The organism is Pseudomonas sp. AC136 (assembly GCF_979258585.1).
This window is the reverse complement of sequence record NZ_OZ409865.1, coordinates 1,196,659-1,220,312: the sequence shown is the minus strand read 5'-3', so window position 1 is coordinate 1,220,312 and position 23,654 is coordinate 1,196,659. Positions and strand designations below refer to the sequence as shown.

Sequence of the window (23,654 nt, the reverse complement as noted above, 5' to 3'; positions counted from 1 at the left end):
AGGCTTTAGCCTCGATTGGCCAGACCTGAAAACCGCACTCTCACCTACAAAAGCGCAAAAAAAAGCCGCTCAATCGAGCGGCTTCTTCATACCAACATTCTTACTCTTCGATGGCACCCATGGCCGTGGTGTTGAAACCACCGTCCACATAGGTGATTTCACCGCTGATGCCCGACGCCAGGTCGGAGCACAGGAAGGCGCCGACGTTGCCGACTTCTTCGATGGTCACGTTGCGGCGCAGTGGCGTTTGCGCTTCGTTGGCGGCGAGCATTTTGCGGAAGCTCTTGATGCCGGAAGCCGCCAGGGTGCGGATCGGGCCAGCGGAGATGCAGTTCACGCGAGTGCCTTCCGGGCCGAGGCTGCCTGCCAGGTAACGCACGCCCGCTTCCAGGCTGGCTTTGGCCATGCCCATCACGTTGTAGTTGGGCATGGTGCGCTCGGCGCCCAGGTACGAGAGGGTGAGCAGGCTGCCGTTGCGGCCTTTCATCATTTCGCGACCGGCTTTGGCCAGGGCCACGAAGCTGTAGGCGCTGATGTCGTGGGCGATGCGGAAACCGTCACGGGTGGTGACTTCGGTGAAGTCGCCGTTCAGTTGGTCGCCAGGGGCGAAGCCGACGGAGTGAACGATCACGTCCAGGCCGTCCCACTTCTTGCCCAGCTCAACGAATACGTTGGCAATTTCTTCGTCGCTGGCCACGTCGCACGGGAAGCACAGGTCGGCGTTCGAGCCCCAGCCAGCGGCGAATTCTTCGACGCGGCCTTTGAGCTTTTCGTTCTGGTAGGTGAAGGCGAGTTCAGCACCCTCGCGATGCATGGCGGCAGCAATGCCGGATGCGATGGACAGCTTGCTGGCGACACCGACGATCAGTACGCGCTTACCGGCGAGAAAACCCATGGTGTTATTCCTCTTCCTGCTTTCAAGGATTAATCGGCAGTGGCTGGGACCAGGAAAGCGGCCTCCAGCAACTGCTGCGTATATACGTGTTGCGGGGCGGCGAAAATGGCTTCGGCTGGCCCCTGTTCCACCACCCGACCTTGCTTGACCACCATCAAGTGGTGACTCAGCGCCTTGACCACCGCCAGGTCATGGCTGATGAACAAATAGGTCAGGTTGTACTTGCGCTGCAGCGATCGCAGTAACTCCACCACCTGACGCTGCACGGTACGATCCAGTGCCGAGGTGGGTTCATCCAGCAGAATCAATGCCGGCTTGAGCACAAGTGCCCGGGCGATGGCGATTCGCTGCCGTTGCCCACCGGAAAACTCGTGGGGGTAGCGGTGCCGGGTTTCCGGATCCAGACCTACCTCCAACAGTGCATCGATTATTGCCTGCTCCTGTTCTTCTTCACTGCCCATCTTATGAATGCGCAGCCCTTCACCAATGATCTGACACACCGACATCCGCGGGCTCAGGCTGCCAAACGGGTCCTGAAACACCACCTGCATCTGCCGCCGCAAGGGCCGCACTTGATGCTGGGTCAGGTCGTGCATGTCCTGGCCTTGAAAGCGGATAACGCCCTTGCTGCCAATCAGCCGCAAAATCGCCAACCCGAGGGTGGATTTGCCGGAACCACTTTCGCCCACAATGCCCAGGGTTTGGCCCTGGTGCAGGCTGAAGTGGATGCCGTCCACCGCTTTCACATGATCGACCGTATGGCGCAGCACGCCTTTCTTGATCGGAAACCACACCCGCAGGTCTTCAACTTCGAGCACTGGCTTGCCGGCTGCGTTGGCGACCGGCGAACCGCTGGGCTCGGCTCCGAGCAATTCCTGGGTGTAGGGATGCTGCGGATTGTCGAACAGTTCATCGCATGAAGCCTGTTCGACGATCACTCCGCGCTGCATGACACATACCCGGTGCGCAATTCGTTTCACCAGGTTCAAATCGTGGGTAATCAGCAGCAGCGCCATGCCCAGGCGGGCCTGCAAATCTTTCAGCAGTTCGAGGATTTTCAGCTGCACAGTGACGTCTAGCGCGGTGGTTGGCTCGTCAGCGATCAGCAGTTCCGGCTCGTTGGCCAGCGCCATGGCGATCATCACCCGCTGGCGTTGGCCGCCGGACAACTCATGAGGCAGCGCTTTGAGGCGTTTATGCGGCTCGGGGATGCCCACCAGCTCGAGCAATTCCAGAGTGCGTTTGGTTGCGGCTTTACCGGTCAGGCCTTTGTGCAGGGCCAGCACTTCGTTGATCTGCTTTTCGATGTTGTGCAGCGGGTTCAGCGAGGTCATCGGCTCTTGGAAAATCATGGCAATGCGGTTGCCACGGATGTGCCGGAGTTTCTTTTCGTTGACCGTCAGCAGGTCGTGTCCGGCATAGCGAATGCTGCCGGCCGGGTGGCGCGCGAGCGGGTAGGGCAGCAGGCGCAGAATGGAATGCGCAGTCACCGATTTTCCCGAGCCGCTTTCGCCAACCAGCGCCAAGGTTTCGCCACGGCGAATATCAAAGTTCAAGCCTTGGATCACGCACTGACGGCTCGCGCCCGAGGTGAATTCCACGGCCAGGTCGCGCACTTCAATGAGATTTTCCGGCGCGGTGTTTGGCGGTGTTTTAGGGGTCTGGCCCATGTTATTTCCTTGGGTCGAAGGCATCGCGAGCAGCCTCGCCGATAAACACCAACAGGGTCAGCATCAGGCCCAGCACGGCAAAGGCGCTGATGCCAAGCCACGGCGCCTGGGTGTTGGATTTACCCTGCGCCACCAATTCACCCAGCGACGGCGAGCCGGCCGGCAGGCCGAAGCCGAGAAAGTCCAGCGCGGTCAGCGTACCGATGGCGCCAGTGAGAATGAACGGCATAAAAGTCATGGTGGAAATCATCGCGTTGGGCAGAATGTGGCGGAACATGATGCCGCCGTTTTCCATGCCCAGCGCCCGCGCGGCGCGCACGTATTCCAGGTTACGGCCACGCAGGAACTCGGCGCGCACCACGTCCACCAGGGTCATCCACGAGAACAGCAGCATGATGCCCAGCAGCCACCAGAAGTTGGGCTGCACAAAGCTGGCAAGAATGATCAGCAGATACAGCACCGGCAGCCCCGACCACACTTCCAGAAAACGCTGGCCGAGCAGGTCGACCCAACCGCCATAGAAGCCTTGCAGCGCGCCGGTCACCACGCCGATCATGGAGCTGAAAATGGTCAGCGTCAGGGCGAACAACACGGAAATACGGAAGCCGTAAATCACCCGCGCCAGCACGTCGCGGCCCTGGTCATCGGTGCCCAGCAGGTTGTCCGCAGAGGGTGGCGCGGGGGCGGGCACTTTCAGGTCGTAGTTAATGGTGGAGTAGCTGAACGGAATGGGCGGCCATAGGGTCCAGCCGCCTTTTTCGGCGATCAGTTCGCGGATGTACGGACTCTTGTAATTCGCCTCCAGCGGAAATTCGCCGCCAAAGGTGGTTTCCGGGTAGCGCTTGAATACCGGGAAATACCAGCCGCCGTCGTAATGAACCACCAGCGGTTTGTCGTTGGCGATCAACTCGGCGCCCAGGCTTGCCACGAACAGCACGAGAAACAGCCACAGCGACCACCAGCCGCGCTTGTGCGCTTTCAGGCGTTCGAAGCGGCGACGGTTGAGGGGTGACATTTTCAATGCAGTGCCCATGCTCAACCCTCCCGATTCGCGAAGTCGATGCGCGGATCGACCAAGGTGTAAGTGATGTCGCCGATCAACTTCACCACCAGGCCGAGCAAGGTGAAGATAAACAGCGTGCCGAAGACGATGGGGTAGTCGCGGTTGATCGCCGCCTCAAAACTCATCAAGCCCAGGCCGTCGAGGGAGAAGATCACTTCGATCATCAGCGAGCCTGTAAAAAAGATGCTGATAAACGCGGCGGGGAAGCCGGCGATGATCAGCAGCATGGCGTTGCGAAATACATGCCCGTACAGAATCGCGTTGTTGGTCAGGCCCTTGGCCCTCGCGGTGACCACGTACTGTTTGTTGATTTCGTCGAGAAAGCTGTTTTTGGTCAGGAAGGTGAGGGTGGCGAAGTTGCCGATCACCAGCGCCATCACCGGCAGCACCAAGTGCCAGAAGTAGTCGAGAATTTTCCCGCCCATGCTCATCTGGTCGAAGTTATTCGAGGTCAGGCCGCGCAGGGGAAACCAGTCGTAATAGCTGCCCCCGGCAAACAACACGATCAGCAAAATGGCGAACAGAAAAGCCGGAATCGCATAGCCGACGATGATCGCCGAGCTGGTCCACACATCAAACGTGCTGCCGTTGCGCATGGCTTTGGCGATGCCCAGCGGAATGGACACCAGGTACATGATCAACGTGCTCCATAACCCGAGGGAAATGGACACCGGCATTTTCTCCACGATCAGGTCGACCACCTTGGCGTCGCGGAAGAAGCTGTTGCCGAAATCGAGCTGGGCATAGCTTTTGAGCATCAGCCAGAAACGCTCCGGGGCTGATTTGTCGAAGCCGTACATTTTCTCGATTTCTTTCACCAGCTCCGGGTCCAGGCCTTGCGCGCCCCGGTAGTTGGAACCGGCCACCGACACCTCGGCGCCGCCACCGGAGATGCGACTGGTGGCGCCTTCGAAGCCTTCCAGCTTGGCGATCATCTGTTCCACCGGCCCGCCCGGCGCGGCCTGAATGATGATGAAGTTGAGCAGCAAAATGCCCAGCAGCGTCGGAATGATCAGCAGCAGGCGCCGCAGAATGTAGGCAAGCATTTATTGGGAATCCTGTGGGGCCGCTTCGGGCGGCGCGACATCGGTGGTGGCCGGCGCTGCCGCTGGGGAGGTGCCCTCGGCGGTCTCGCGGGTTTGCCACCAGGTCATCAGGCCAAAATCATATTTCGGCGTGATGGCGGGCCGGCCGAATTTATTCCAGCGGGCGATGCGCCAGGTGTCGATGTAGTAGTTGGGAATCACGTAGTTGCCCCACAGCAACACGCGGTCGAGGGCGCGCGCATGGGTGATCAGGCTTTGCCGGGAGTCGGAGCGAATCAGGCCATCGACCAGTTCGTCAATGGCCGGGTCGCGCAGGCCGATGAAGTTACGGCTGCCGGGGCTGTCGGCGCTGCTGGAATGCCAATACTCGCGCTGTTCGTTGCCCGGCGAGTTGGACTGGCCCCAGGTCGCGTTGGTCATGTCGAAGTCGCGCGAGCGCAGGCGGTTGACGAACTGCGAGGCGTCGACGCGGCGAATCTGCATGTCGATGCCCAGCTCGGCCAGGTTGCGCATAAACGGCAGCAGAATGCGCTCCATGTTCAGCTGGTAGAGCATGAATTCGAAGGCCAGCGGCTTGCCGTCGGGGCCAACCATTTTGTCGTTTTCAATCTTGTAGCCGGCATCCAGCAGCAGCTTGTAAGCCTTGCGCTTTTGCTCGCGAATCATGCCGTCGCCCGACGACACGGGCGGGCGGAACACCTCGGTGAACACTTGGTCGGGCACTTTGCCGCGCAGCGGTTCGAGCAACTTCAGCTCGGCAGCGTCAGGCAGTTCGTGGGCGGCCATGTCGGAGTTTTCGAAGTAGCTGCTGTTGCGCTTGTAGGAGCTGAAGAACAACTGCTTGTTCGACCATTCGAAATCGAACAACAAGCTGATGGCTTCGCGCACGCGCGGGTCTTGGAATTTCGGCCGGCGGATGTTGAAAGCAAACGACTGCATGCCCACCGAGTTGTGGTTGGGCAGGGCTTCTTTAACGATGCGGCCATCGCGCAGGGCCGGGCAGTCATAGCCGGTGGCCCAGTCTTTGGCGGAGTACTCAAGGTTGAAGTCGAATTGGCCGGCTTTGAAGGCTTCGAGCGCCACCGACATGTCGCGGTAGTAGTCGATTTGCACGGTGTCGAAGTTGTAGTAGCCGCGCGTCACGGGCAGGTCTTTGGCCCACCAGTTGGGGTTGCGCTCGTAGCGGATGCTGCTGCCCGGCGATACCTGGGTAATGCGATACGGGCCGCTGCCCAGTGGCACTTCCAAATTGGCTTTGTTGAAGTCGCGGGTCGCCCACCAGTGTTTCGGCAGAATTTGCAGTTGGCCGATGATCAACGGCAGCTCGCGGTTGCCGGCGTGCTTGAAGTTAAAGCGCACGGTAAGCGGCGCTTCGGCCACCACGGTGTCGACGTCCGCGTAGTAGTTGCGGTACATCGGGTCGCCGTTTTTCAGCAGGGTGTTGAAGGTGAAAATCACGTCGGCGGCGGTGACGGGCGTGCCATCGTTGAAGCGCGCTTTGGGGTTGATAAAGAAGCGCACGTAACTGTCGTCGGCGGCCTTCTCGATTTTCTCGGCGAGCAGGCCGTACTCGGTGAACGGCTCGTCGGGGGAGTGGTAGGTGAGGCTGTCGTACAGCAAGCCCAGTTGATCGGCCGATACGCCTTTGGGAATGAATGGGTTGAGGCTGTCGAAGCCGCCGTTGCCGGCCAGGCGCAGGGTGCCGCCTTTGGGGGCGTCGGGGTTTACGTAGTCGAAGTGTTTGAAGTTGGCGGGGTATTTGGGCGCTTCGTCGTACAGGGTGATGGCATGTTGCGGCGCCGCTGCGGCTGTCAGGCAGAGACTGGCGAGCAGAGCGCCGCTGCCAACGCGCAGCACGGTGCGCAAAAACAAAGTCATAAAGCCTTCTCCGTGGGCTTCAGCCACCAGGCGCGCAACCCGAGGGTGTAAGGCGGCGTGGTGACGGAGGCGAACCGGTTGCGGTACGCCAGGCGGTGGTAGTTGAGGTACCAGTTGGGAATCATGTAGTGCTGCGACAGCAGCACGCGGTCCAGGGCGCGGGTTGCGGCCACCTGTTCGTCGCGGGTTTGGGCTGCCAACAGGCTTTCCAGCAGGCTGTCGACCACCGGGCTGCGAACGCCCGCGTAGTTTTTGCTGCCTTTGACGCTGGCCTGGCTGGAGTGAAAGTACTGCCATTGTTCGAGGCCGGGGCTGAGGTTTTGCTGCAGCGTCATCAGAATCATGTCGAAGTCGAATTGGTCCAGCCGCTGTTTATATTGCGCCCGGTCGACGGTACGCAAGTTTGCCTGTACGCCAATGCTGGCGAGGTTTTCCACATACGGCTGAAGAATGCGCTCAAGGTTTGGGTTGACCAGCAGCAGCTCGAAGCGCAGCGGTTCGCCCTTGGCATTTTGCAGACGCTGGCCGTTGAGCTTCCAGCCGGCGTCGGCCAATAGACCCAACGCGCGCCTGAGGGTTTCCCGGGGAATGCCGCTGCCCTGGGTTTTCGGCACCGCGAACGGCTCGGTAAACAAGCGGGCGGGCAATTGTTCGCGGAACGGCGAGAGCAGCAGCCACTCGCGGCCTTCGGGCTTACCGGTAGCGCTGAACTCGCTGTTGGGGAAATAACTGCTGGCGCGGGTGTAGGAATCGTTAAAGAGGGTGCGATTGGTCCACTCGAAATCGAGCATCAGGCCCATGGCTTCACGCACCTTTTCATCGGCAAAGGCTGTGCGCCGGCTGTTCATGAACAGCCCCTGGGTCTGCGTGGGAATTTGATGGGGAATTTGCGCGCGGATCACGTCACCGCGTTTCACGGCTGGGAAGCGGTAACCGTTGGCCCAGTTTTTAGCCTGATGCTCAATATAGAAATCGAATTCGCCGGCCTTGAAGGCTTCGAAGGCGACGTCGCTGTCGCGGTAGAACTCGACCTCCATACGGTCGAAGTTGTACTTGCCACGGTTCACCGGCAAGTCGGCGCCCCACCAGTCTTTCACGCGCTCGAACACCAGGCTGCGGCCTGGCGTGATTTCGGTGATTCGGTACGGGCCGCTGGTTACCGGGGCGTCGAAGGTGGTGGCTTTGAAGTCGCGGTCTTTCCAATAGTGCTGCGGCAGAATGGGCAGCTCGCCGAGGCGCAGAATCAATAGCGGATTGCCGGCGCGCTTGAGCACAAAGCGGATGCGGTGGCGATTGAGGATGTCGACCCGCGCCACTTCCTGCAGGTTGGTGCGGTATTGCGGATGACCTTGCTTGAGCAGCGTGCGGTAGGAAAACGCCACGTCGAAGGCGGTGACCGGTTTGCCGTCGTTGAAGCGCGCTTCAGGGCGCAAGTTGAACACCACCCAGCTGCGGTCCTCGGGGTATTCCACCGACTTGGCGATCAGCCCATAACTGGACGCCGGCTCATCGCCGGAAGGGTCGTACTGGCCGGTGCCGGCCATCAGCGGTTCGTTTAATTCACCAATGCCGTATTGGGCAAAGTTAGGAGTAGACGAAGGGCTGCTACCTTTAAAGGTGTAAGGGTTTAGAGTGTCGAAGGTGCCAAATGCCATCACTCGAATCGTGCCGCCTTTGGGCGCGTCTGGGTTAACCCAATCGAAGTGAGTGAAACTGGCGGGATACTTGAGTGTGCCGAATTGCGCATAACCATGACTTTCGCTGATAGACGCGAAAGCAGGAACGCACAGAGCCAGACTCAGGAGTAGCGAAAGGAGGCAACGCATCAGGCTAGGTGGTCCGTTCCGTAGCGGCATTGAGCTTCGTGGCCGTACAGTAACAGCTTGTATCCGCTGGAAAAAGAGAAAGCCCGGAGGCCGGTTTCAGAGGCTACTGGCGACAATGAAAGAATGTTCCGCGAGGTTTTTATCTTGGCAGCACGCACCCATGGATTGCAGTCATGGATCGATCGTTTGAATCAAGCCGAGTTACCGGCATTGGCCGCCGTAGTGCAGGACTTGCACCGCCTGGCCCAGGCAGAAAAATCGTCGGTGCAGCAACTGGCCGACGTGTTGCTGCGCGACGCGTCGTTAACCTCCAAAGTGCTGCGCGTCGGCAATAGCGTTTACTACAACCCCGCCCAGGAACAGATTCGGACCATTTCGCGCGCCATTGTGCTGATTGGTTTCGACAACGTGCGGCTGATTGGTTTGTCCGTCAGCCTGATCGACGGTTTGCTGGGCCGCGCTTCCAGCGAGCAACTGCACGAACTGCTGGCCCGCTCGTTTCACGCCGCCGTGCAGGCACGCAACATGGCCGGCTACGTGCTGACCAAGCACCAGGAAGAAGTGTTTATTGCCGCGTTGCTCTACCACCTCGGCGCGCTGGCGTTTTGGGGCTGCGGCGGTGAGCAGGCGGATGAACTGGGCGCCGCCTTGGCGCGCCCCGGCGTCAACGAAGACGAAGTGGTACGCGAGGTGCTCGGCACCAGCTTTCGGCAACTGACCCAAGGCCTGGTGAAAAGCTGGAACCTCGGCGAAATCGCCAGCCTCGCCCACAACACCAGCAACCACAACGACCCCGCCGCGTTCGCCGTGCACCTGGGTGCACGCATCAGCGAAGCGGCGCTGGAAGGCTGGGACTCGCCGGAAATGGAAGGCCTGATCAATCAGATGGCCACCTTTATTGGCGTGACGCCGCAAGAAGCGCTGCAACAAGTGCTCGACAGCGCCGACGAAGCGGTAAAAGTGGCCGCCACATTTGGCGCCAGTTCCTTGTGCCGATTGATTCCCTCCACCGACCCGGAACTGATCCGCACCCAACAGGAACAGCGCAAGGCGCGACTGCTGCAGCCCAACCTGCTGATCTTGCAACAGGCGCTGCAAGACCTCGGCATGATGGTTTCCAAGCGCGCCGACGTTGGCTTGATTCTCGAGACGTTATTCAAAGGCCTGCACCAGGGCGCTGGCCTGGAACGTGTGATGCTGGCCGTATTGGCCGACGAGCAGACACGCTTCAAAGCCAAACGCGCCGTCGGTGAAAAAACCGAACGCTGGCTCAGCGACTTCGTATTGCCCGCCGAACAGGCCGAGCAGCCGCATATTTTCAGCTACGTGCTGCGCCACCGCGAAGCGCTGTGGATGGGCGTGCCGGCCAGCTACAACCTCAACGAACTGGTGACCCAACCGATCCGCCAATGGCTCGGCCAAGGCATGTTCTTCATCGCTCCGTTGCTGGCTGGCAATCGGCAGATTGGCGTGCTCTATGCCGACAGCCGTATTTCCGGGCGGGCGCTGAAGCATGAACAGTTTGTGGCGTTTCAGCGCTTTACTCAGCTGACGGGGCGGTGTTTGGAGGCGTTGACCAAGAAGTGATTCGGAGGCGGCTAAGGCCGGTCCCACAGTTTGTGCAGGTCTGTAGGAGCGGCTTTAGCCGCGATGCTGTTGATCTTCTCTGTCCACTGAAATCGACGTTTCCAGGAATCGCGGCTAAAGCCGCTCCCACAGGACCAACGCAATCTGTAGGAGCGGCTTTAGCCGCGATGCTGTTGATCTTCCCCGCCCACACCCCAATGGCACGCATAAAAAAAAAGAGGCCCGCAGGCCTCTTTTTCGTTTGCGCGGGATTTCCTTAAGACAAGAAACCGCCGTCGACGTTGAGCGCCACACCCGTGGTGTAGCTGGAAGCATCGCTTGCCAAGTACAAAACAGTGCCCGCCATCTCGCTCGGATCTGCTACGCGCTTGAGCGGAATCTGTTGCAGCGCGGTGTTCAAAATAGCGTCGTTTTTCACCAGCGCCGAGGCAAATTTGGTGTCAGTCAGGCCCGGCAGCAGGGCGTTGCAGCGGATGCCGAATTGCGCGCATTCCTTGGCGAATACTTTGGTCATGTTGATCACGGCGGCCTTGGTCACCGAGTAGATGCCCTGGAACACGCCCGGCGATACGCCGTTGATCGAGGCCACGTTGATGATGCTGCCTTTGCCTTTTTCACGCATCAGCTTGCCGGCTTCGATGGACATGAAGAAGTAGCCGCGAATGTTCACGTCCACGGTTTTCTGGAAGGCCGACAGGTCGGTGTCCAGCACGTTGCAGAACTGCGGGTTGGTGGCGGCGTTATTGACCAGGATGTCCAGTTGGCCGAACTGCTCGCGAATCTGGGCGAACACGTTCTGAATCTGTTCCATCTCGCCGATGTGGCAAGCGATGGCAGTGGCTTTGCCGCCGTCGGCAATGATGGCGTCGGCCACGGCCTGGCAGCCTTCGATTTTGCGGCTCGAAACGATCACGTGCGCGCCTTGCTGGGCCAGCAATTTGGCGATGGACTCACCGATGCCGCGGCTGGCGCCGGACACGAAAGCGACTTTGCCGTCGAGGTCGAACAGAGTGGTCTTGGACATGGGGTTCCCCTGATGCTGGGTTTTTATAAGCGTCGGCTTAGCGACGGCCAGGTGGCTGAACCCGCCGCCAGCCGAGGGCCGGGCGGCGGGTTGCGCATGATTACAGCGTGGACTTGTGGATGACCTGCAGGCTCGCTTGCTCCAGCAGCTTGTTCAGTTGAATGAACGAGGCGAAGCGTTTGTCCTGGGTTTGGCCATGGAAGTAGCGGTAGTAAATCTGCTGCACGATGCCGGCCAGACGGAACAGGCCATAGGTGTAGTAGAAGTCGAGGTTTTTAACTTCCACGCCGGCGCGCTCGCCGTAGTAGTCGGCGAATTCCTGACGGGTAAACATGCCCGGCGCGTGGCTTGGCTGGCGACGCATCATTTGCATCGGCGCCGAGTCGGCTGCGTCAATCCAGTAGGCGAGGGTGTTGCCCAGGTCCATCAGCGGGTCGCCGATGGTGGTCAGTTCCCAGTCCAGAACGCCGATGATTTGCGTCGGGTTGTTAGGGTCGAGAATCACGTTGTCCAGGCGGTAGTCGTTATGCACGATTGCCGGCTTGTGGTGGTCGGCGGGCATCTTGTCGCGCAGCCAGGCTTTGGCCACGTCCCAGGTCGGCGCGTCGGGGGTCATGGCTTTTTCGTAGCGGTCGGTCCAGCCGCCAATCTGCCGCTCTACGTAGCCTTCCGGTTTGCCCAGATCGCCTAGGCCGCAGGCGTGGTAGTCGACGTTGTGCAGCTCGACGAATTTGTCGACGAAGTTCTTGCACAGCTCGCGGGTTTGCTCGGGGCTGAAGTTCAGCTCAGGCGGCATGTCGGTGCGCAGGATGATGCCGTTGACGCGTTCCATCACATAGAACTCGGCGCCAATCACGCTCTCATCGGTGCAGTGCACGTAGGCTTTCGGGCAATACGGGAAGCCGGCGTTGAGCTGGTTGAGAATGCGGAATTCGCGGCCCATGTCGTGGGCCGATTTGGCTTTGTGGCCAAACGGAGGACGGCGTAGCACGAATTCCTGATCTGGGTATTCGAGCAAGTAGGTGAGGTTCGAGGCGCCGCCGGGGAATTGGCTGATTACCGGCGTGCCAGTCAGGCCTGGAATGTGCGCCTTCAAGTACGGGTCGATAACGGCGGCGTCGAGTTCTTCGCCATTACGGATTCGGGTGGACTGGTCGGTAAGCGCCATACTTATCCCTTCTACTTATAATGAGGGCCTTAGATTATTGGCTAATCTAATGCCGTGCCGCAGGCCTCACAAGCCGCGCGGGCCCTTATTGGTGAGCGTGTTTTTGGATAATCATCCGGCCTGATTGCCGGCTACAACCTAGGCAACAGACAGCGCGCAGACGAAAAAAAACCGGAGTCCAAAGACTCCGGTTTGTCATCTAGCGTAGACGCTAAATCGCCTTAAACCGGGAACAGTTCGCCCAGTTTCATGGCCAGCATCATGTCGCCTTCAGCGCGCAGTTTGCCGCCCATGAACGCCTGCATGCCGTCGGTTTCACCGGAGGTGATGCCAGCCAGGGTTTCGGTGTTCATGATCAGGGTGACGTTGGCGTTCGGCGCGGTGCCTTCGGTCAGGTCGCAGGTGCCGTCTTTAACGGTCAGGTAGAAGTCTTCGCCGTCTTCGATTTTGAAACCGAATACCAGGTCCAGGCCGGCAGCAGCGGAAGCGTTGAATTTGGACTGCATGGTTTTTGCGATGTCAGCAACTGTGGTCATGATTCGATCCTTTATAGTTTTCTTGGGTTACGCGCGGCCTTGCGGGCCACAGTAGTCCGGAACTCAGCGGAAAGTGATGAGTTCCGGCGCCTTCAACAGCTCTAAATGCGCGTGACTGTTGAAGGAAGCCAGTGCCACCTCGCGACCGCGGAACTTGAAGCGGTTGAGCGAGGTGTTGACGATTTGCCAGTTCAGCTCGAAAGCTTGCGCTGCCGGCATTGCAGTAATGAGATGCAGCATGGCGGTAATGGTGCCGCCTGATGTGAATACGGCGACGCTGTCTTTGCTCGACGCACGTTCGAGAATCCGCGCCAGACCGCCTTCTACTTGTTCAACGAATTCCTTCCAACTTTGCAGGCCCGGTTTGGGATGGTCGCCGGAAATCCAGCGGCCGATCAGCAGGGCGAACAGGCGCTGAAACTCGCCACGGTTTTGTGCCGCGTTGCGTAAGGTTTCGAGAGCGTGGGGTTCTTCGGGAAGCAGGTCGGGGAGCAGGGCGCGAATGACGGCGTCGGCGTCGAATTCGTTGAAGGCTTCATCGGTTTCCAGCTCCGGCGTGGCAATGCCTGCGGCCTGGAGTTGAGCGAGGGCCGATTTGCCGGTGTGCTGCTGACGCAAGAGGCTGCCGGCCAGGCAACGATCAAAGCGTACGTCGAGCTGCGCCAGGTGCCGGCCGAGAATTTCGGCTTGCTGCACACCGCGCTCGGACAGCACGTCGTAATCGTCGGCGCCAAAGGAAGCCTGGCCATGGCGAATCATATAAATGCTGCCCACGTGAGCGTCATCCCGCTACGGTGAAAGTTTCGCGAGGGTATGAGGATAGGGTGGGCCTGTCAACGAAAAAACATACGCTTGTTTGAATCGCTATCACCGCGCTCTATGGCGTAAGCGAGACGCACGAACCGGTAACAAACGGCCGCTTTGCGCGGCTGGTCGGGCCAGGGTTGCGTCGGTATGCTTGAGCCCTTACTCGCCGCCCGATGCCGGGCGCTTATCAGGTTTATCGAGGAAAAACGCGTGGAGTTTCTAGCCGATTACGCTGGCTTTCTGGCCAAGACGTTCACCGTGGTGGTGGCCATTCTGGTGGTGCTGCTGACCATCGCCGCGCTGCGTGGAAAAGGCCGTAAACGTAGCGGGCAATTGGAGGTCCATAAACTTAACGACTTCTACAAAGCGCTGCACGAGCGGTTGCAAGGCTCGATTGTGAGCAAGGACCAACTGAAGGTTCTGCACAAGGCTCAAGCCAAGGCCGACAAACTGGCTAAGAAAAACCCCGAGGCGAAACCGCGTGTTTACGTGCTGGATTTCGATGGCGACATCAAAGCCTCTGCCACCGACGCGCTGCGCCACGAAGTGACTGCATTGCTGACCCTGGCTACACCGAAAGACGAAGTGGTGCTGCGCCTAGAGAGCGGCGGCGGAATGGTCCACAGTTATGGTCTGGCGTCGTCGCAACTGGCGCGCATCCGTCAGGCCGGCGTGCCGCTGACCGTGTGCGTCGACAAGGTCGCAGCCAGCGGCGGCTACATGATGGCGTGCATCGGCGAGAAAATTATCTCCGCGCCGTTCGCCATTCTGGGTTCGATTGGCGTGGTGGCGCAGCTGCCCAACGTGCACCGCTTGCTGAAGAAACACGACGTTGATTTTGAAGTGCTCACCGCTGGCGAATATAAACGCACGCTGACGGTATTTGGCGAGAACACTGAGAAGGGCCGCGAGAAATTCCAGCAAGACCTGGAAATCACCCACGAGCTGTTCAAAGACTTCGTCGCCAGCTACCGCCCGCAGTTGCAGATGGACGAAATCGCCACGGGCGAGGTCTGGCTGGGTCAGGCCGCACTGGGTAAAAAACTGGTGGATGAGCTGATGACCAGCGACGAATACATCGCCACGAAAGCGAAAACCGCCGACGTGTACCAATTGCATTACGCGCACAAGAAAAGCCTGCCGGAGCGGGTCGGCCTGGCAGCGAGCCTGTCGGTTGACCGCCTGTTGTTGACTTGGCTGAGCCGCCTGCAACAGCAACGCTTCTGGTAACTAACCGGTCGGGCACCGCGTCGCGCGTTCAATAACAAGAGCTAACGCAGGAGAGCGATATGAGTAAGTTCAACGCACTACAAGTCAGTGAAGTGGCTGGCGTGTTCGAGCCGCAGGTGATTGAGCGAGACACCGCGGACCTTCCAGCCGGCGAGTTGCTGATCCGTGTGCATTACTCGTCGCTCAATTACAAAGACGCGCTGTCGGCCAGCGGCAACCGTGGCGTCACCCGTAACTTTCCGCACACGCCCGGCATCGACGCCGCTGGCGTGGTGGAGCAGTCCAGCGTTGGCGAGTTTTCCGTTGGCGATGAAGTGATCGTCACCGGCTACGACCTGGGCATGAACACCGCTGGTGGTTTCGGCCAGTACATTCGCATTCCTGCTGCCTGGGCGATCAAGCGTCCGCAGGGTTTGTCGCTGCGTGAATCCATGGTGCTCGGCACCGCTGGCCTGACCGCCGCGCTGTGCGTCGACAAACTCGAACAAGCCGGCCTGCGCCCGGACAGCGGTACCGTGCTGGTCACGGGCGCTACCGGCGGCGTCGGCAGCATTGCCGTGGTGCTCCTGACACGCTTGGGTTACACCGTGGCGGCATCCACTGGTAAAGCGGAGCAGGCGGCGTTTCTGCAAGGCTTGGGCGCAAGCCAGATTGTCAGCCGTGAAGACCTGCAAGCCGGCGCCGACAAAGCCCTGCTTAAAGAGCAATGGGCCGGCGCGGTGGATACCGTGGGCGGCGACATCCTTTTCAACGTAGTCAAAGCCCTGCAATACGGCGGCAGCGTCGCCTGCTGCGGTTTGACCGCTGGCGTGGGCTTCAAGGGCAGCGTAATGCCGTTCATTCTGCGCGGCGTGAACCTGCTGGGCGTCGATTCGGTAGAGCTGCCGATGGTGGTCAAGGCATCGATGTGGGATCGCCTTTCCCTGCAATGGAAACTCGACCTCGAACCGCTGGTTGAAGAAGTGAACCTGCCGCAACTGCCAGCCGCCTTGCAGCGCATTCTGGCCGGGAAAATGGTCGGTCGCGTGCTGCTCAATCTCGGCTAAGCGCCACTCTGGGAGGCGAGTGCAACGCTCGCTTCCCGCTACACCGCCGTACCTAAGCCCCCGGATGCCGGGCTACACTCCAGGCTCATCCCCATAACAAGGAAAACAACCGATGAGTCTGCCGTTCTGGTGTGTATTCATTACTGCGTTGCTGATTTACGTGGCCAAGGTTCCGGTGGCCCGCGAGATGAAAAAAGATGGCGGTTATGACAATCACCATCCGCGCGCCCAGCAAGCGCGCCTGACCGGCTTTGGCGCTCGCGCCTATGCCGCGCACCAAAACACCTTCGAAGCCTTCATGTTGTTCGCCGCCGCTGTGCTGATGGCGCACGGCACGCAAACCATGGGCTTTTTCGTCGACACCCTGGCGGTGATCTTCGTGGTGGCCCGCGTGCTGTATCTGGTTCTGTACTGGGCGGATTTGCACTGGCAACGGTCGCTGGTGTGGATCGTTGGCCTGGTGTGCACGCTGTTGATCATGCTCAGCCCTACATTGCGTTAAGGCTGCGTGGCGCGTTGATCAGCGGTCGGTGAGGTAAAGCGTGAGGGTCTGGCCCGGAGTGAGGTCGTGACTGGTCTTCGGGTTCCAGGTTTTGAGGTTTTGCATTTCGACGTTGAAGCGCTTGGCGATCATGTACATCGAGTCGCCTTTCTTCACCTTGTAATAGGTGACCGTCTCGCGGCCCTGCGCCGGGCTGTTCTTGGCGATGCTGCGGATCACTTGCTGCGTGCCTTGTAGCGCCAGGGTCTGCCCCGGTTTTACCGCATTGTTTGGCAGGTTGTTCCAGCGGCGCAGGTCGCCGACGTCCAGCTTGTTGGCCTTGGCGATCTGCCAGAGGTTATCGCCGTTTTTCACCTTGTAGCTCTTGAGCTTGACGCTGGTGGTGGTGCTGCTGGCCACGGCGGTCGGCTTGCTGGTGGGGAAAGGCGAGGGCAGAGGCGCCGAACCGGCGGTCAGCGGAATGGTCAGGGTCTGGCCAACGCTGAGTTTATTGCCGGACAGGTCATTGGCTTCTTTCAATTCTGCTGACGAGAGCTGATAGCGGCTGGCAATGCCATGCAGGCTGTCGCCTTTGCGCACGCGGTATTCCTGGAATTCGGTGATGTCGCTCGGCTGAATTTGCGCCAGCGAGGTGGTCAGGCGTTCGGCTTTTTGTGTCGGCACTAAAAGGTGCGAAGGGCCGCCACGGGTGATGTTGCGTTTGAACGCCGGGTTCAGCTGGATCAACTCGTCTTTGTCGATATCGGCCATGGCGGCGACGCGGCTGAGGTCCATCGGCTTGTCGATTTCCACCACTTCAAAGTAGGGCTCGTTGGCGATGGGGTCGAGGTTGATGCCGTACGCGGCCGGGGCGTTCACCAGTTGCGACAGCGCCAGCAGCTTGGGCACGTAGTCCTGGGTTTCCTTGGGCAGCGGCAGGTTCCAGTAGTCGGTCGGCAAACCGAGGCGCTGGTTGCGCTCGATGGCGCGGCTCACGGTGCCTTCGCCGGCGTTGTAGGCGGCCAGGGCCAGCAGCCAGTCGCCGTTGAACATTTCATGCAGGCGCGACAGGTATTCGATGGCGGCGTTGGTCGAGGCGGTAATGTCGCGGCGACCGTCGTACCAGGTGGTCTGCTGCAAATTGAAGTTGCGCCCGGTGGACGGGATGAACTGCCACAGGCCAACCGCATCGCTGCGCGACAGGGCAAACGGGTTATACGAGCTTTCAATCACCGGCAGCAGCGCCAGCTCTAGCGGCATGTCGTGGGCTTCAAGGCGCTCGACCACGTAATGGATATACAAGCTGCCGCGACCGCTGGCGCTTTCCAGATACGAGGGCTTGCTGGCGAACCACAGGCGCTGTTGTTCGATGCGCGGATTGATGCCGATTTCGTCTTGCAGCTTGAAGCCGGCGCGCATGCGGTCCCACATATCTTGGGGCTTGTCGGTGCCGGGGGTGTCGGTCATCCATTCCGGCGGCTGGGTGCGGCTGGTCAGGGTGACGGGGCTGGAAGTGCCGGGATTGTGGCCGCCGCTGCTTTGGCAGCCCGCCAGAATGGCCGCGAAGACAACCGGGAGCGCACGAGCCAGACGGGCCAATGTGTCGAATTTCCGGGACTTCTGGGCGATTGACGGCATTGGCGGCGGGTGTGATCCAGGCAAAAAGATCGGGCGATTCTAGGAACGCCGCCTAATGTGGTCAAGTTTTAACCGCCCGCCCGGTTAGGCGGCAATGGACTTAAAACTGGTCTTTCCAGGCCCGCAGGCGAGCAAATACCTCGCTAGGCTTGCGCTGAGCCGCGCCGTCCCGTTCGTCGATTTTTGCGACCACGTTCGCAACCTCGGCGCGCAAAAACGGATTGGTTGCCCGCTCCAGCGCCAGATTCGACGGCAAGCTGATCTGCCCGTTTTCGCGCCAGGCCGTCACCTGCGCCAGGCGCGCCGTCACCTCGGGGTTCTGCGGCTCCACCGCCTGGGCGAAGCGCAAATTGCTCAGGGTGTATTCGTGGGTGCAATAAACAGCCGTGTCGTTGGGCAACGCTGCCAGCCGGCTCAGGGAGCTGAACATTTGCTCCGGCGTACCCTCGAATAAACGGCCGCAGCCGCCGGCAAACAAGGTGTCGCCGCAAAACAGCAGCGGCACGTCGGCCTCGGTTGGCGCGCTGGCGGCGTAGTAGGCGATATGGCCGAGGGTGTGGCCCGGCACGGTGAAAATGCGCAGCGTGAGGCCGAGCACTTCAATCTGATCGCCGTCGTCCAACGCCACGTCGCGGCCGGGAATGTTTTCCTGGGACGGGCCATAGACCTTCGCCCCGGTAGCGGTTTTCAATTGCTCCACGCCGCCGACGTGGTCGAAGTGGTGGTGAGTGACCAGAATGTCGCTCAGTTGCCAGCCGGGGTTGGCTTTCAACCAGGCCAGCACCGGGGCGGCATCGCCGGGATCGACCACCGCGCAGCGCTGCGTGGCAGTGTCTTGTAACAACCAGAGGTAGTTGTCGTTGAAAGCGGGTAGGGCATCGATCTGTATCATGGCGCGGTCGCTAAGCTGACGGTGACGACGCATCTTATTGGTTTTTCGCGCGGTCTGGTGCTGTGCCCGCAATGCGGTGCCCATGAAGTGAGGAACGGTTATGACTGACAAGGCCTTCGCCCAAGCTGACCCCGAATGGCTCGAGCTGATCAGCGCCGCGCGCGGCTGGCTCGACGGCCCGCTGGGGCAAATGATGCTCGGCGAAGAACGGCGCTTGCTGGAAGACGAACTGGCGCGGTTCTTTGGCGGCTACCTGGTGCATTACGGCCCGCACGCCGACAAACCGTCCGGCGCCAAACAGATTCAACGCTGCGTTCACGTCGGCGCGCCGTTGCCAGGCGCCGAGATTGTTTGCGAAGAACAAGCCTGGCCGCTGACCGAATCTGCCGCCGACGTGCTGGTGCTGCAACACGGCCTGGACTTCTGCCTCTCGCCCCACGGTCTGCTGCGCGAAGCTGCCCGCAGCGTACGACCGGGCGGGCACCTGATCATCATCGGTATCAACCCGTGGAGCACCTGGGGCCTGCGCCATGTGTTCGCCCGCGACGCCCTTGGCGATGCCCGTTGCATCGCCCCCAACCGGGTCACCGACTGGCTGCGCCTGCTTGGTTTCGCGCTGGAGAAACGCCGCTTCGGGTGCTATCGTCCGCCGCTTGCCTCGCCAGCCTGGCAATCGCGCCTCAGCCGCCTTGAGCAGTGGGGCGGGGCCTGGCAAATGCCGGGAGCAGGCTTCTATCTATTAGTGGCGCGCAAGCTGGTCATCGGCCTGCGCCCCTTGCGTCAGGCACAGCGAGCGCCCATGGGCAAGCTGATGCCCATGCCGGTGGCGAAAGTCAGTCGGCGTGATTCAAAACCGTGACACACAAGCAGCAGGATTCATGAGCGAACAGATCGAAATCTTCACCGACGGCGCCTGCAAAGGTAACCCCGGCCCTGGCGGCTGGGGCGCGTTGCTGGTGTTCAAAGGCGTGGAAAAGGAACTGTGGGGTGGCGAAGCCAACACCACCAACAACCGCATGGAACTCACCGCCGCCATTCGCGGCCTGGAAGAGCTCAAACGCCCGTGCGAAGTGCTGCTGGTGACCGACTCCGAATATGTAATGAAAGGCATGAAAGAGTGGTTGGTGAACTGGAAAAAGCGCGGCTGGAAAACCGCCGCCAAGCAGCCGGTTAAAAATGCCGACCTCTGGCAGGCGCTGGACGAACAGGTCAACCGCCACACCGTGACCTGGAAGTGGGTGCGCGGCCACACCGGCCACCCCGGCAACGAGCGGGCCGACCAGTTGGCCAACCGCGGCGTCGATGAAGTACGAGGAATCAAGCATGCGTAGTGTTGTACTGGATACCGAAACCACCGGTATGCCGGTTACCGATGGCCACCGGGTTATCGAAATCGGTTGTGTTGAACTGATCGGCCGCCGCCTCACCGGCCGGCATTTCCACGTGTACCTGCAGCCCGATCGCCAGAGCGACGAAGGCGCCATCGCGGTTCACGGTATTACTGATGAATTCCTCGCCGACAAACCGCGCTTCAAAGAAGTGGCCGACGAGTTCTTCGAATTCATCAAAGACGCGCAACTGATCATCCACAACGCCGCGTTCGACATCGGCTTTATCAACAACGAATTCGCCCTGCTGGGCCAGGACGATCGCGCCGACATCACCGAGCACTGCAGCGTGCTCGACACACTGATGATGGCCCGTGAACGTCACCCGGGGCAGCGCAACAACCTCGACGCCCTGTGCAAACGCTACGGCGTCGACAACTCCGGCCGCGAACTGCACGGCGCCTTGCTCGACGCCGAGATTCTCGCTGACGTTTACCTGAGCATGACCGGCGGCCAGACCAGCCTGTCGCTGGCCGGCAACGCCTCCGACGGCAACGGCGGCAATGGTGGCGCCAACCAGGCCAGCGAAATTCGCCGCTTGCCCGCCGACCGCCCGCGTACCCGCGTGGTCCGTGCCAACGAAGAAGAACTGGCCGCTCATGCCGTGCGCATGGGCCTGCTGGAAAAAGCCTCCGGCGCGCTGCCGCTGTGGGTGCAAATGGATGCGCCGGCAGTGCAAGCCGAGCCCGCCGAAACCGCATAAGGTTTTTATAGGAGCGACCTTGGTCGCGAACCCTGGAAACTACTTTCTAAAAAGAAGTTTGCAGGGTTCGCTAGCAAGCTAGCTCCTACGGTTCGCACCTCCCTTCAAAATTCTCGACGCTCCCAACATCCCCACTGTGGGAGCGGCTTCAGCCGCGAGCTCTTGATCTCGTCGTTTGCAGGAAATCGCGGCTAACGCCGCTCCTACAGATCGCACACCTCCTGTGGGAGCGGCTTCAGCCGCGATGCTCTTGATCTCATCGTTTCCAGGAAATCGCGGCTAAAGCCGCTCCTACAGATCGCACACTTCCTGTGGGAGCGGCTTTAGCCGCGATGCTTTTTGTCCACATTCACCTTCGCCATTTCCTACTGAATTATCCGCGTGCGACGTTTTCGTACAGCCCCCGACGCAGGGGGTTACGCGCATTCGGGTGAGTCTCTACCCTGAGGGCTGCACGGGCCCGGCCCGGTAACTCTTCAGGCGATAACAGCATGTATAAAGACCTCAAGTTTCCCGTTCTCATCGTGCACCGCGATATCAAGGCCGATACCGTGGCCGGCGACCGCGTGCGGGAAATTGCCCGCGAGTTGGAGTTGGAAGGCTTCACCATCATTTCCACCGCCAGCTCTACCGAAGGGCGCATCGTTGCCTCCACTCACCACGGCCTGGCCTGCATTTTGGTGGCCGCCGAAGGGGCAGGGGAAAATCAGCGTTTGCTGCACGATGTGATCGAGCTGATCCGCGCCGCTCGGGTGCGTGCGCCGCAGTTGCCGATTTTCGCCTTGGGTGAGCAAGTGACCATCGAGAACGCGCCGGTCGAGGCCATGGCCGATCTCAATCATCTGCGCGGTTTGCTCTATCTATTCGAAGACACCGTGCCGTTCCTGGCGCGCCAGGTGGCCCGCGCCGCACGTATTTATCTCGATGGTTTGCTGCCGCCGTTTTTCAAAGCGCTGGTGCAGCACACCGCCGAGTCCAACTATTCCTGGCACACGCCCGGCCACGGCGGTGGCGTGGCGTATCGCAAGAGTCCGGTGGGCCAGGCGTTTCACCAGTTTTTCGGCGAAAACACCTTGCGCTCGGACCTCTCGGTGTCGGTGCCGGAGCTGGGTTCGTTGCTCGACCACACCGGCCCGCTGGCTGAAGCTGAAGCCCGCGCGGCGCGCAATTTTGGCGCCGACCATACCTACTTCGTGATCAACGGCACCTCGACGGCAAACAAGATCGTCTGGCACTCCATGGTCGGCCGTGACGACCTGGTGTTGGTCGACCGCAACTGCCACAAATCGATTCTGCATTCGATCATCATGACCGGCGCCATCCCGCTGTACCTGAGCCCGGAGCGCAACGAACTGGGCATCATCGGCCCCATTCCGCTGAGCGAATTCAGCCGCGAATCGATCCAGGCCAAGATCGACGCCAGCCCGCTTGCCCGTGGCCGCGAGCCGAAGGTGAAGCTGATGGTGGTGACCAACTCCACCTATGACGGCCTGTGCTACAACGCCGAGCTGATCAAGCAAACCGTGGGCGACAGCGTGGAAGTGCTGCACTTCGACGAAGCCTGGTACGCCTATGCCGCCTTCCACGAGTTCTACGCCGGCCGTTATGGCATGGGCACCTCGCGCACCGAAGACGGGCCGCTGGTGTTCACCACCCATTCCACGCACAAATTGCTCGCCGCGTTCAGCCAGGCCTCGATGATTCACGTGCAGGACGGCGGCGCTCGCCAGCTCGACCGCGACCGTTTCAACGAAGCGTTCATGATGCACATCTCCACCTCGCCGCAGTACGGCATCATCGCTTCCCTGGACGTGGCCTCGGCCATGATGGAAGGCCCGGCAGGCCGTTCGCTGATTCAGGAAACGTTCGACGAGGCCCTGAGTTTCCGCCGCGCCCTGGCCAACCTGCGGCAGAACCTGAGCGCTGATGATTGGTGGTTCAGCATCTGGCAGCCGACCCTCGCCGACGGCGCCGAGCAGCTGACCACCGCTGATTGGGTGCTGCAGCCACAGGCGGATTGGCATGGCTTCGGCGATGTGGCCGATGACTACGTGCTGCTCGATCCGATCAAAGTCACGCTGGTCACGCCCGGCCTCACCGCCGGCGGCGCGCTCAGCGAGCGGGGCATCCCAGCGGCAGTGGTGAGTAAATTCCTTTGGGAACGTGGACTGGTGGTTGAGAAGACTGGTCTGTATTCCTTCCTGGTGCTGTTCTCCATGGGCATTACCAAGGGCAAATGGAGCACCTTGCTCACCGAGTTGCTGGAGTTCAAACGCAGCTACGACGCCAACGTGCGCTTGATTAATTGTCTGCCTTCGATCGTGCGCGAAGACACCCGCTATCAGCACATGGGCCTGCGCGATTTGTGCGATGCGTTGCACACCTGCTACCGCGATAACGCCACGCCCAAAGCGCTGAAACGCATGTACACCGTGCTTCCGGAGCTGGCGATCAAACCTGCCGATGCCTACAACCATCTGGTGCGCGGCGAAGTGGAAGCGGTGCCGATCGACCAGTTGCAAGGGCGTATCGCGGCGGTGATGTTGGTGCCGTATCCGCCTGGCATTCCGCTGATCATGCCGGGCGAGCGCTTCACCGAAGCGACTCGCTCCATCATCGATTACCTGGCTTTCGCCCGCACCTTCGACCGCAGCTTCCCCGGCTTCGATACCGACGTGCATGGCTTGCAGCACCAAGACAGCCCGCAAGGGCGCTGCTATACCGTTGACTGCATCAAGGAATAACGGGTTCGGAGAATGTACGCAGCATCAAGCGC

The 23,654-nt window shown here is 60.4% G+C and carries 20 protein-coding genes; 8 read left to right on the top strand and 12 right to left on the bottom strand.

Annotated features, from left to right (window positions below):
• Positions 1–100: 100 nt before the first annotated feature.
• The 6 genes from fabI to ACZZZU_RS05465 are packed head-to-tail and all read right to left on the bottom strand — an operon-like array spanning position 101 to position 8,378.
• Positions 101–895, bottom strand: a complete 795-nt coding sequence (gene fabI, locus ACZZZU_RS05490) for an enoyl-ACP reductase FabI (protein ID WP_463382405.1) — start codon at positions 893–895, stop codon at positions 101–103.
• 29 nt (positions 896–924) lie between these two features.
• Entirely contained in the window at positions 925–2,565 is a 1,641-nt protein-coding gene (locus tag ACZZZU_RS05485; protein WP_463549995.1) for an ABC transporter ATP-binding protein, read from the bottom strand.
• Between the two features lies 1 nt (position 2,566).
• Positions 2,567–3,586: an ABC transporter permease gene (locus ACZZZU_RS05480; protein WP_463552108.1), complete on the bottom strand. Its 1,020-nt coding sequence runs from the start codon at positions 3,584–3,586 to the stop codon at positions 2,567–2,569.
• A gap of 14 nt (positions 3,587–3,600) precedes the next feature.
• Positions 3,601–4,674 carry a microcin C ABC transporter permease YejB gene (locus ACZZZU_RS05475; RefSeq protein ID WP_122497807.1) on the bottom strand — a complete coding sequence of 358 codons (1,074 nt, stop codon included), beginning with the start codon at positions 4,672–4,674 and terminating at the stop codon, positions 3,601–3,603.
• Positions 4,675–6,552, bottom strand: coding sequence for an extracellular solute-binding protein (locus tag ACZZZU_RS05470; RefSeq protein WP_463549994.1), 1,878 nt, complete (start codon positions 6,550–6,552; stop codon positions 4,675–4,677).
• Complete coding sequence (locus ACZZZU_RS05465) at positions 6,549–8,378, bottom strand: extracellular solute-binding protein (RefSeq protein ID WP_463549993.1); 1,830 nt, start codon at positions 8,376–8,378, stop codon at positions 6,549–6,551. Before ACZZZU_RS05465 ends, ACZZZU_RS05470 begins: the two co-directional genes overlap by 4 nt.
• A 165-nt stretch (positions 8,379–8,543) precedes the next feature.
• Here ACZZZU_RS05465 and ACZZZU_RS05460 point away from each other — a divergent pair, with 165 nt between their 5' ends.
• On the top strand, positions 8,544–9,965 hold the full coding sequence (locus ACZZZU_RS05460; RefSeq protein WP_122498531.1) for an HDOD domain-containing protein: 1,422 nt from the start codon (positions 8,544–8,546) through the stop codon (positions 9,963–9,965).
• Positions 9,966–10,221: 256 nt separating this feature from the next.
• On the opposite strand, the gene ACZZZU_RS05455 is transcribed toward ACZZZU_RS05460, so the two are convergent.
• From ACZZZU_RS05455 to ACZZZU_RS05440, 4 genes are all read right to left on the bottom strand, one after another.
• Complete coding sequence (locus ACZZZU_RS05455) at positions 10,222–10,989, bottom strand: SDR family oxidoreductase (RefSeq protein WP_122497811.1); 768 nt, start codon at positions 10,987–10,989, stop codon at positions 10,222–10,224.
• Positions 10,990–11,089: 100 nt separating this feature from the next.
• Entirely contained in the window at positions 11,090–12,157 is a 1,068-nt protein-coding gene (locus ACZZZU_RS05450) for a phosphotransferase family protein (RefSeq protein ID WP_463549992.1), read from the bottom strand.
• Between the two features lie 221 nt (positions 12,158–12,378).
• A complete protein-coding gene (locus ACZZZU_RS05445; RefSeq protein ID WP_122453347.1) occupies positions 12,379–12,693 on the bottom strand; it encodes an SCP2 sterol-binding domain-containing protein in 315 nt (104 codons plus the stop codon).
• Positions 12,694–12,756: 63 nt separating this feature from the next.
• Entirely contained in the window at positions 12,757–13,467 is a 711-nt protein-coding gene (locus ACZZZU_RS05440) for a histidine phosphatase family protein (protein ID WP_463549991.1), read from the bottom strand.
• A 243-nt stretch (positions 13,468–13,710) separates the two neighbouring features.
• On the opposite strand from ACZZZU_RS05440, the gene sohB reads away from it, so the two are divergent.
• The 3 genes from sohB (at position 13,711) to ACZZZU_RS05425 (ending at position 16,278) form a co-directional block, all read left to right on the top strand.
• Positions 13,711–14,730, top strand: a complete 1,020-nt coding sequence (sohB, locus tag ACZZZU_RS05435) for a protease SohB (protein ID WP_463382411.1) — start codon at positions 13,711–13,713, stop codon at positions 14,728–14,730.
• Positions 14,731–14,789: 59 nt separating this feature from the next.
• The gene (locus ACZZZU_RS05430; RefSeq protein WP_463549990.1) at positions 14,790–15,776 is read left to right on the top strand and encodes a YhdH/YhfP family quinone oxidoreductase; all 987 of its coding nucleotides are present in this window, start codon (positions 14,790–14,792) and stop codon (positions 15,774–15,776) included.
• A gap of 112 nt (positions 15,777–15,888) precedes the next feature.
• Positions 15,889–16,278, top strand: coding sequence for an MAPEG family protein (locus tag ACZZZU_RS05425; RefSeq protein ID WP_463549989.1), 390 nt, complete (start codon positions 15,889–15,891; stop codon positions 16,276–16,278).
• 18 nt (positions 16,279–16,296) lie between these two features.
• On the opposite strand, the gene ACZZZU_RS05420 is transcribed toward ACZZZU_RS05425, so the two are convergent.
• Both ACZZZU_RS05420 and gloB read right to left on the bottom strand, forming a co-directional pair.
• A complete protein-coding gene (locus tag ACZZZU_RS05420) occupies positions 16,297–17,895 on the bottom strand; it encodes a LysM peptidoglycan-binding domain-containing protein (protein WP_463536439.1) in 1,599 nt (532 codons plus the stop codon).
• 100 nt (positions 17,896–17,995) lie between these two features.
• Positions 17,996–18,787, bottom strand: coding sequence for a hydroxyacylglutathione hydrolase (gene gloB / locus ACZZZU_RS05415; RefSeq protein ID WP_463549988.1), 792 nt, complete (start codon positions 18,785–18,787; stop codon positions 17,996–17,998).
• A gap of 100 nt (positions 18,788–18,887) precedes the next feature.
• Here gloB and ACZZZU_RS05410 point away from each other — a divergent pair, with 100 nt between their 5' ends.
• The 4 genes from ACZZZU_RS05410 to ACZZZU_RS05395 all read left to right on the top strand — a co-directional run bounded on the left by ACZZZU_RS05410 (position 18,888) and on the right by ACZZZU_RS05395 (position 23,622).
• Positions 18,888–19,646: a methyltransferase domain-containing protein gene (locus tag ACZZZU_RS05410; RefSeq protein WP_122497826.1), complete on the top strand. Its 759-nt coding sequence runs from the start codon at positions 18,888–18,890 to the stop codon at positions 19,644–19,646.
• A gap of 19 nt (positions 19,647–19,665) precedes the next feature.
• Positions 19,666–20,118 (top strand): ribonuclease HI, encoded by a 453-nt coding sequence (gene rnhA, locus ACZZZU_RS05405; RefSeq protein WP_122453340.1) that lies wholly within the window; start codon positions 19,666–19,668, stop codon positions 20,116–20,118.
• Positions 20,111–20,878, top strand: coding sequence for a DNA polymerase III subunit epsilon (gene dnaQ, locus ACZZZU_RS05400; protein ID WP_163016739.1), 768 nt, complete (start codon positions 20,111–20,113; stop codon positions 20,876–20,878). The genes rnhA and dnaQ overlap by 8 nt, the downstream gene beginning before the upstream one ends.
• 491 nt (positions 20,879–21,369) lie before the next feature.
• Positions 21,370–23,622, top strand: coding sequence for an Orn/Lys/Arg family decarboxylase (locus ACZZZU_RS05395; protein WP_463382414.1), 2,253 nt, complete (start codon positions 21,370–21,372; stop codon positions 23,620–23,622).
• Positions 23,623–23,654 lie beyond the last annotated feature (32 nt).

Bases quoted from the DNA above. Each gene is read 5' to 3' on its own strand.
- ACZZZU_RS05395 (WP_463382414.1), top strand. From the start codon at position 21,370: ATGTATAAAGACCTCAAGTTTCCCGTTCTCATCGTGCACCGCGATATC.
- ACZZZU_RS05410 (WP_122497826.1), top strand. From the start codon at position 18,888: ATGACTGACAAGGCCTTCGCCCAAGCTGACCCCGAATGGCTCGAGCTG.
- ACZZZU_RS05455 (WP_122497811.1), bottom strand. From the start codon at position 10,989: ATGTCCAAGACCACTCTGTTCGACCTCGACGGCAAAGTCGCTTTCGTG.
- ACZZZU_RS05470 (WP_463549994.1), bottom strand. From the start codon at position 6,552: ATGACTTTGTTTTTGCGCACCGTGCTGCGCGTTGGCAGCGGCGCTCTG.
- ACZZZU_RS05450 (WP_463549992.1), bottom strand. From the start codon at position 12,157: ATGGCGCTTACCGACCAGTCCACCCGAATCCGTAATGGCGAAGAACTC.
- ACZZZU_RS05420 (WP_463536439.1), bottom strand. From the start codon at position 17,895: ATGCCGTCAATCGCCCAGAAGTCCCGGAAATTCGACACATTGGCCCGT.
- ACZZZU_RS05430 (WP_463549990.1), top strand. From the start codon at position 14,790: ATGAGTAAGTTCAACGCACTACAAGTCAGTGAAGTGGCTGGCGTGTTC.
- fabI (WP_463382405.1), bottom strand. From the start codon at position 895: ATGGGTTTTCTCGCCGGTAAGCGCGTACTGATCGTCGGTGTCGCCAGC.
- dnaQ (WP_163016739.1), top strand. From the start codon at position 20,111: ATGCGTAGTGTTGTACTGGATACCGAAACCACCGGTATGCCGGTTACC.
- gloB (WP_463549988.1), bottom strand. From the start codon at position 18,787: ATGATACAGATCGATGCCCTACCCGCTTTCAACGACAACTACCTCTGG.
- ACZZZU_RS05465 (WP_463549993.1), bottom strand. From the start codon at position 8,378: ATGCGTTGCCTCCTTTCGCTACTCCTGAGTCTGGCTCTGTGCGTTCCT.
- rnhA (WP_122453340.1), top strand. From the start codon at position 19,666: ATGAGCGAACAGATCGAAATCTTCACCGACGGCGCCTGCAAAGGTAAC.
- ACZZZU_RS05485 (WP_463549995.1), bottom strand. From the start codon at position 2,565: ATGGGCCAGACCCCTAAAACACCGCCAAACACCGCGCCGGAAAATCTC.
- ACZZZU_RS05445 (WP_122453347.1), bottom strand. From the start codon at position 12,693: ATGACCACAGTTGCTGACATCGCAAAAACCATGCAGTCCAAATTCAAC.
- ACZZZU_RS05425 (WP_463549989.1), top strand. From the start codon at position 15,889: ATGAGTCTGCCGTTCTGGTGTGTATTCATTACTGCGTTGCTGATTTAC.
- ACZZZU_RS05475 (WP_122497807.1), bottom strand. From the start codon at position 4,674: ATGCTTGCCTACATTCTGCGGCGCCTGCTGCTGATCATTCCGACGCTG.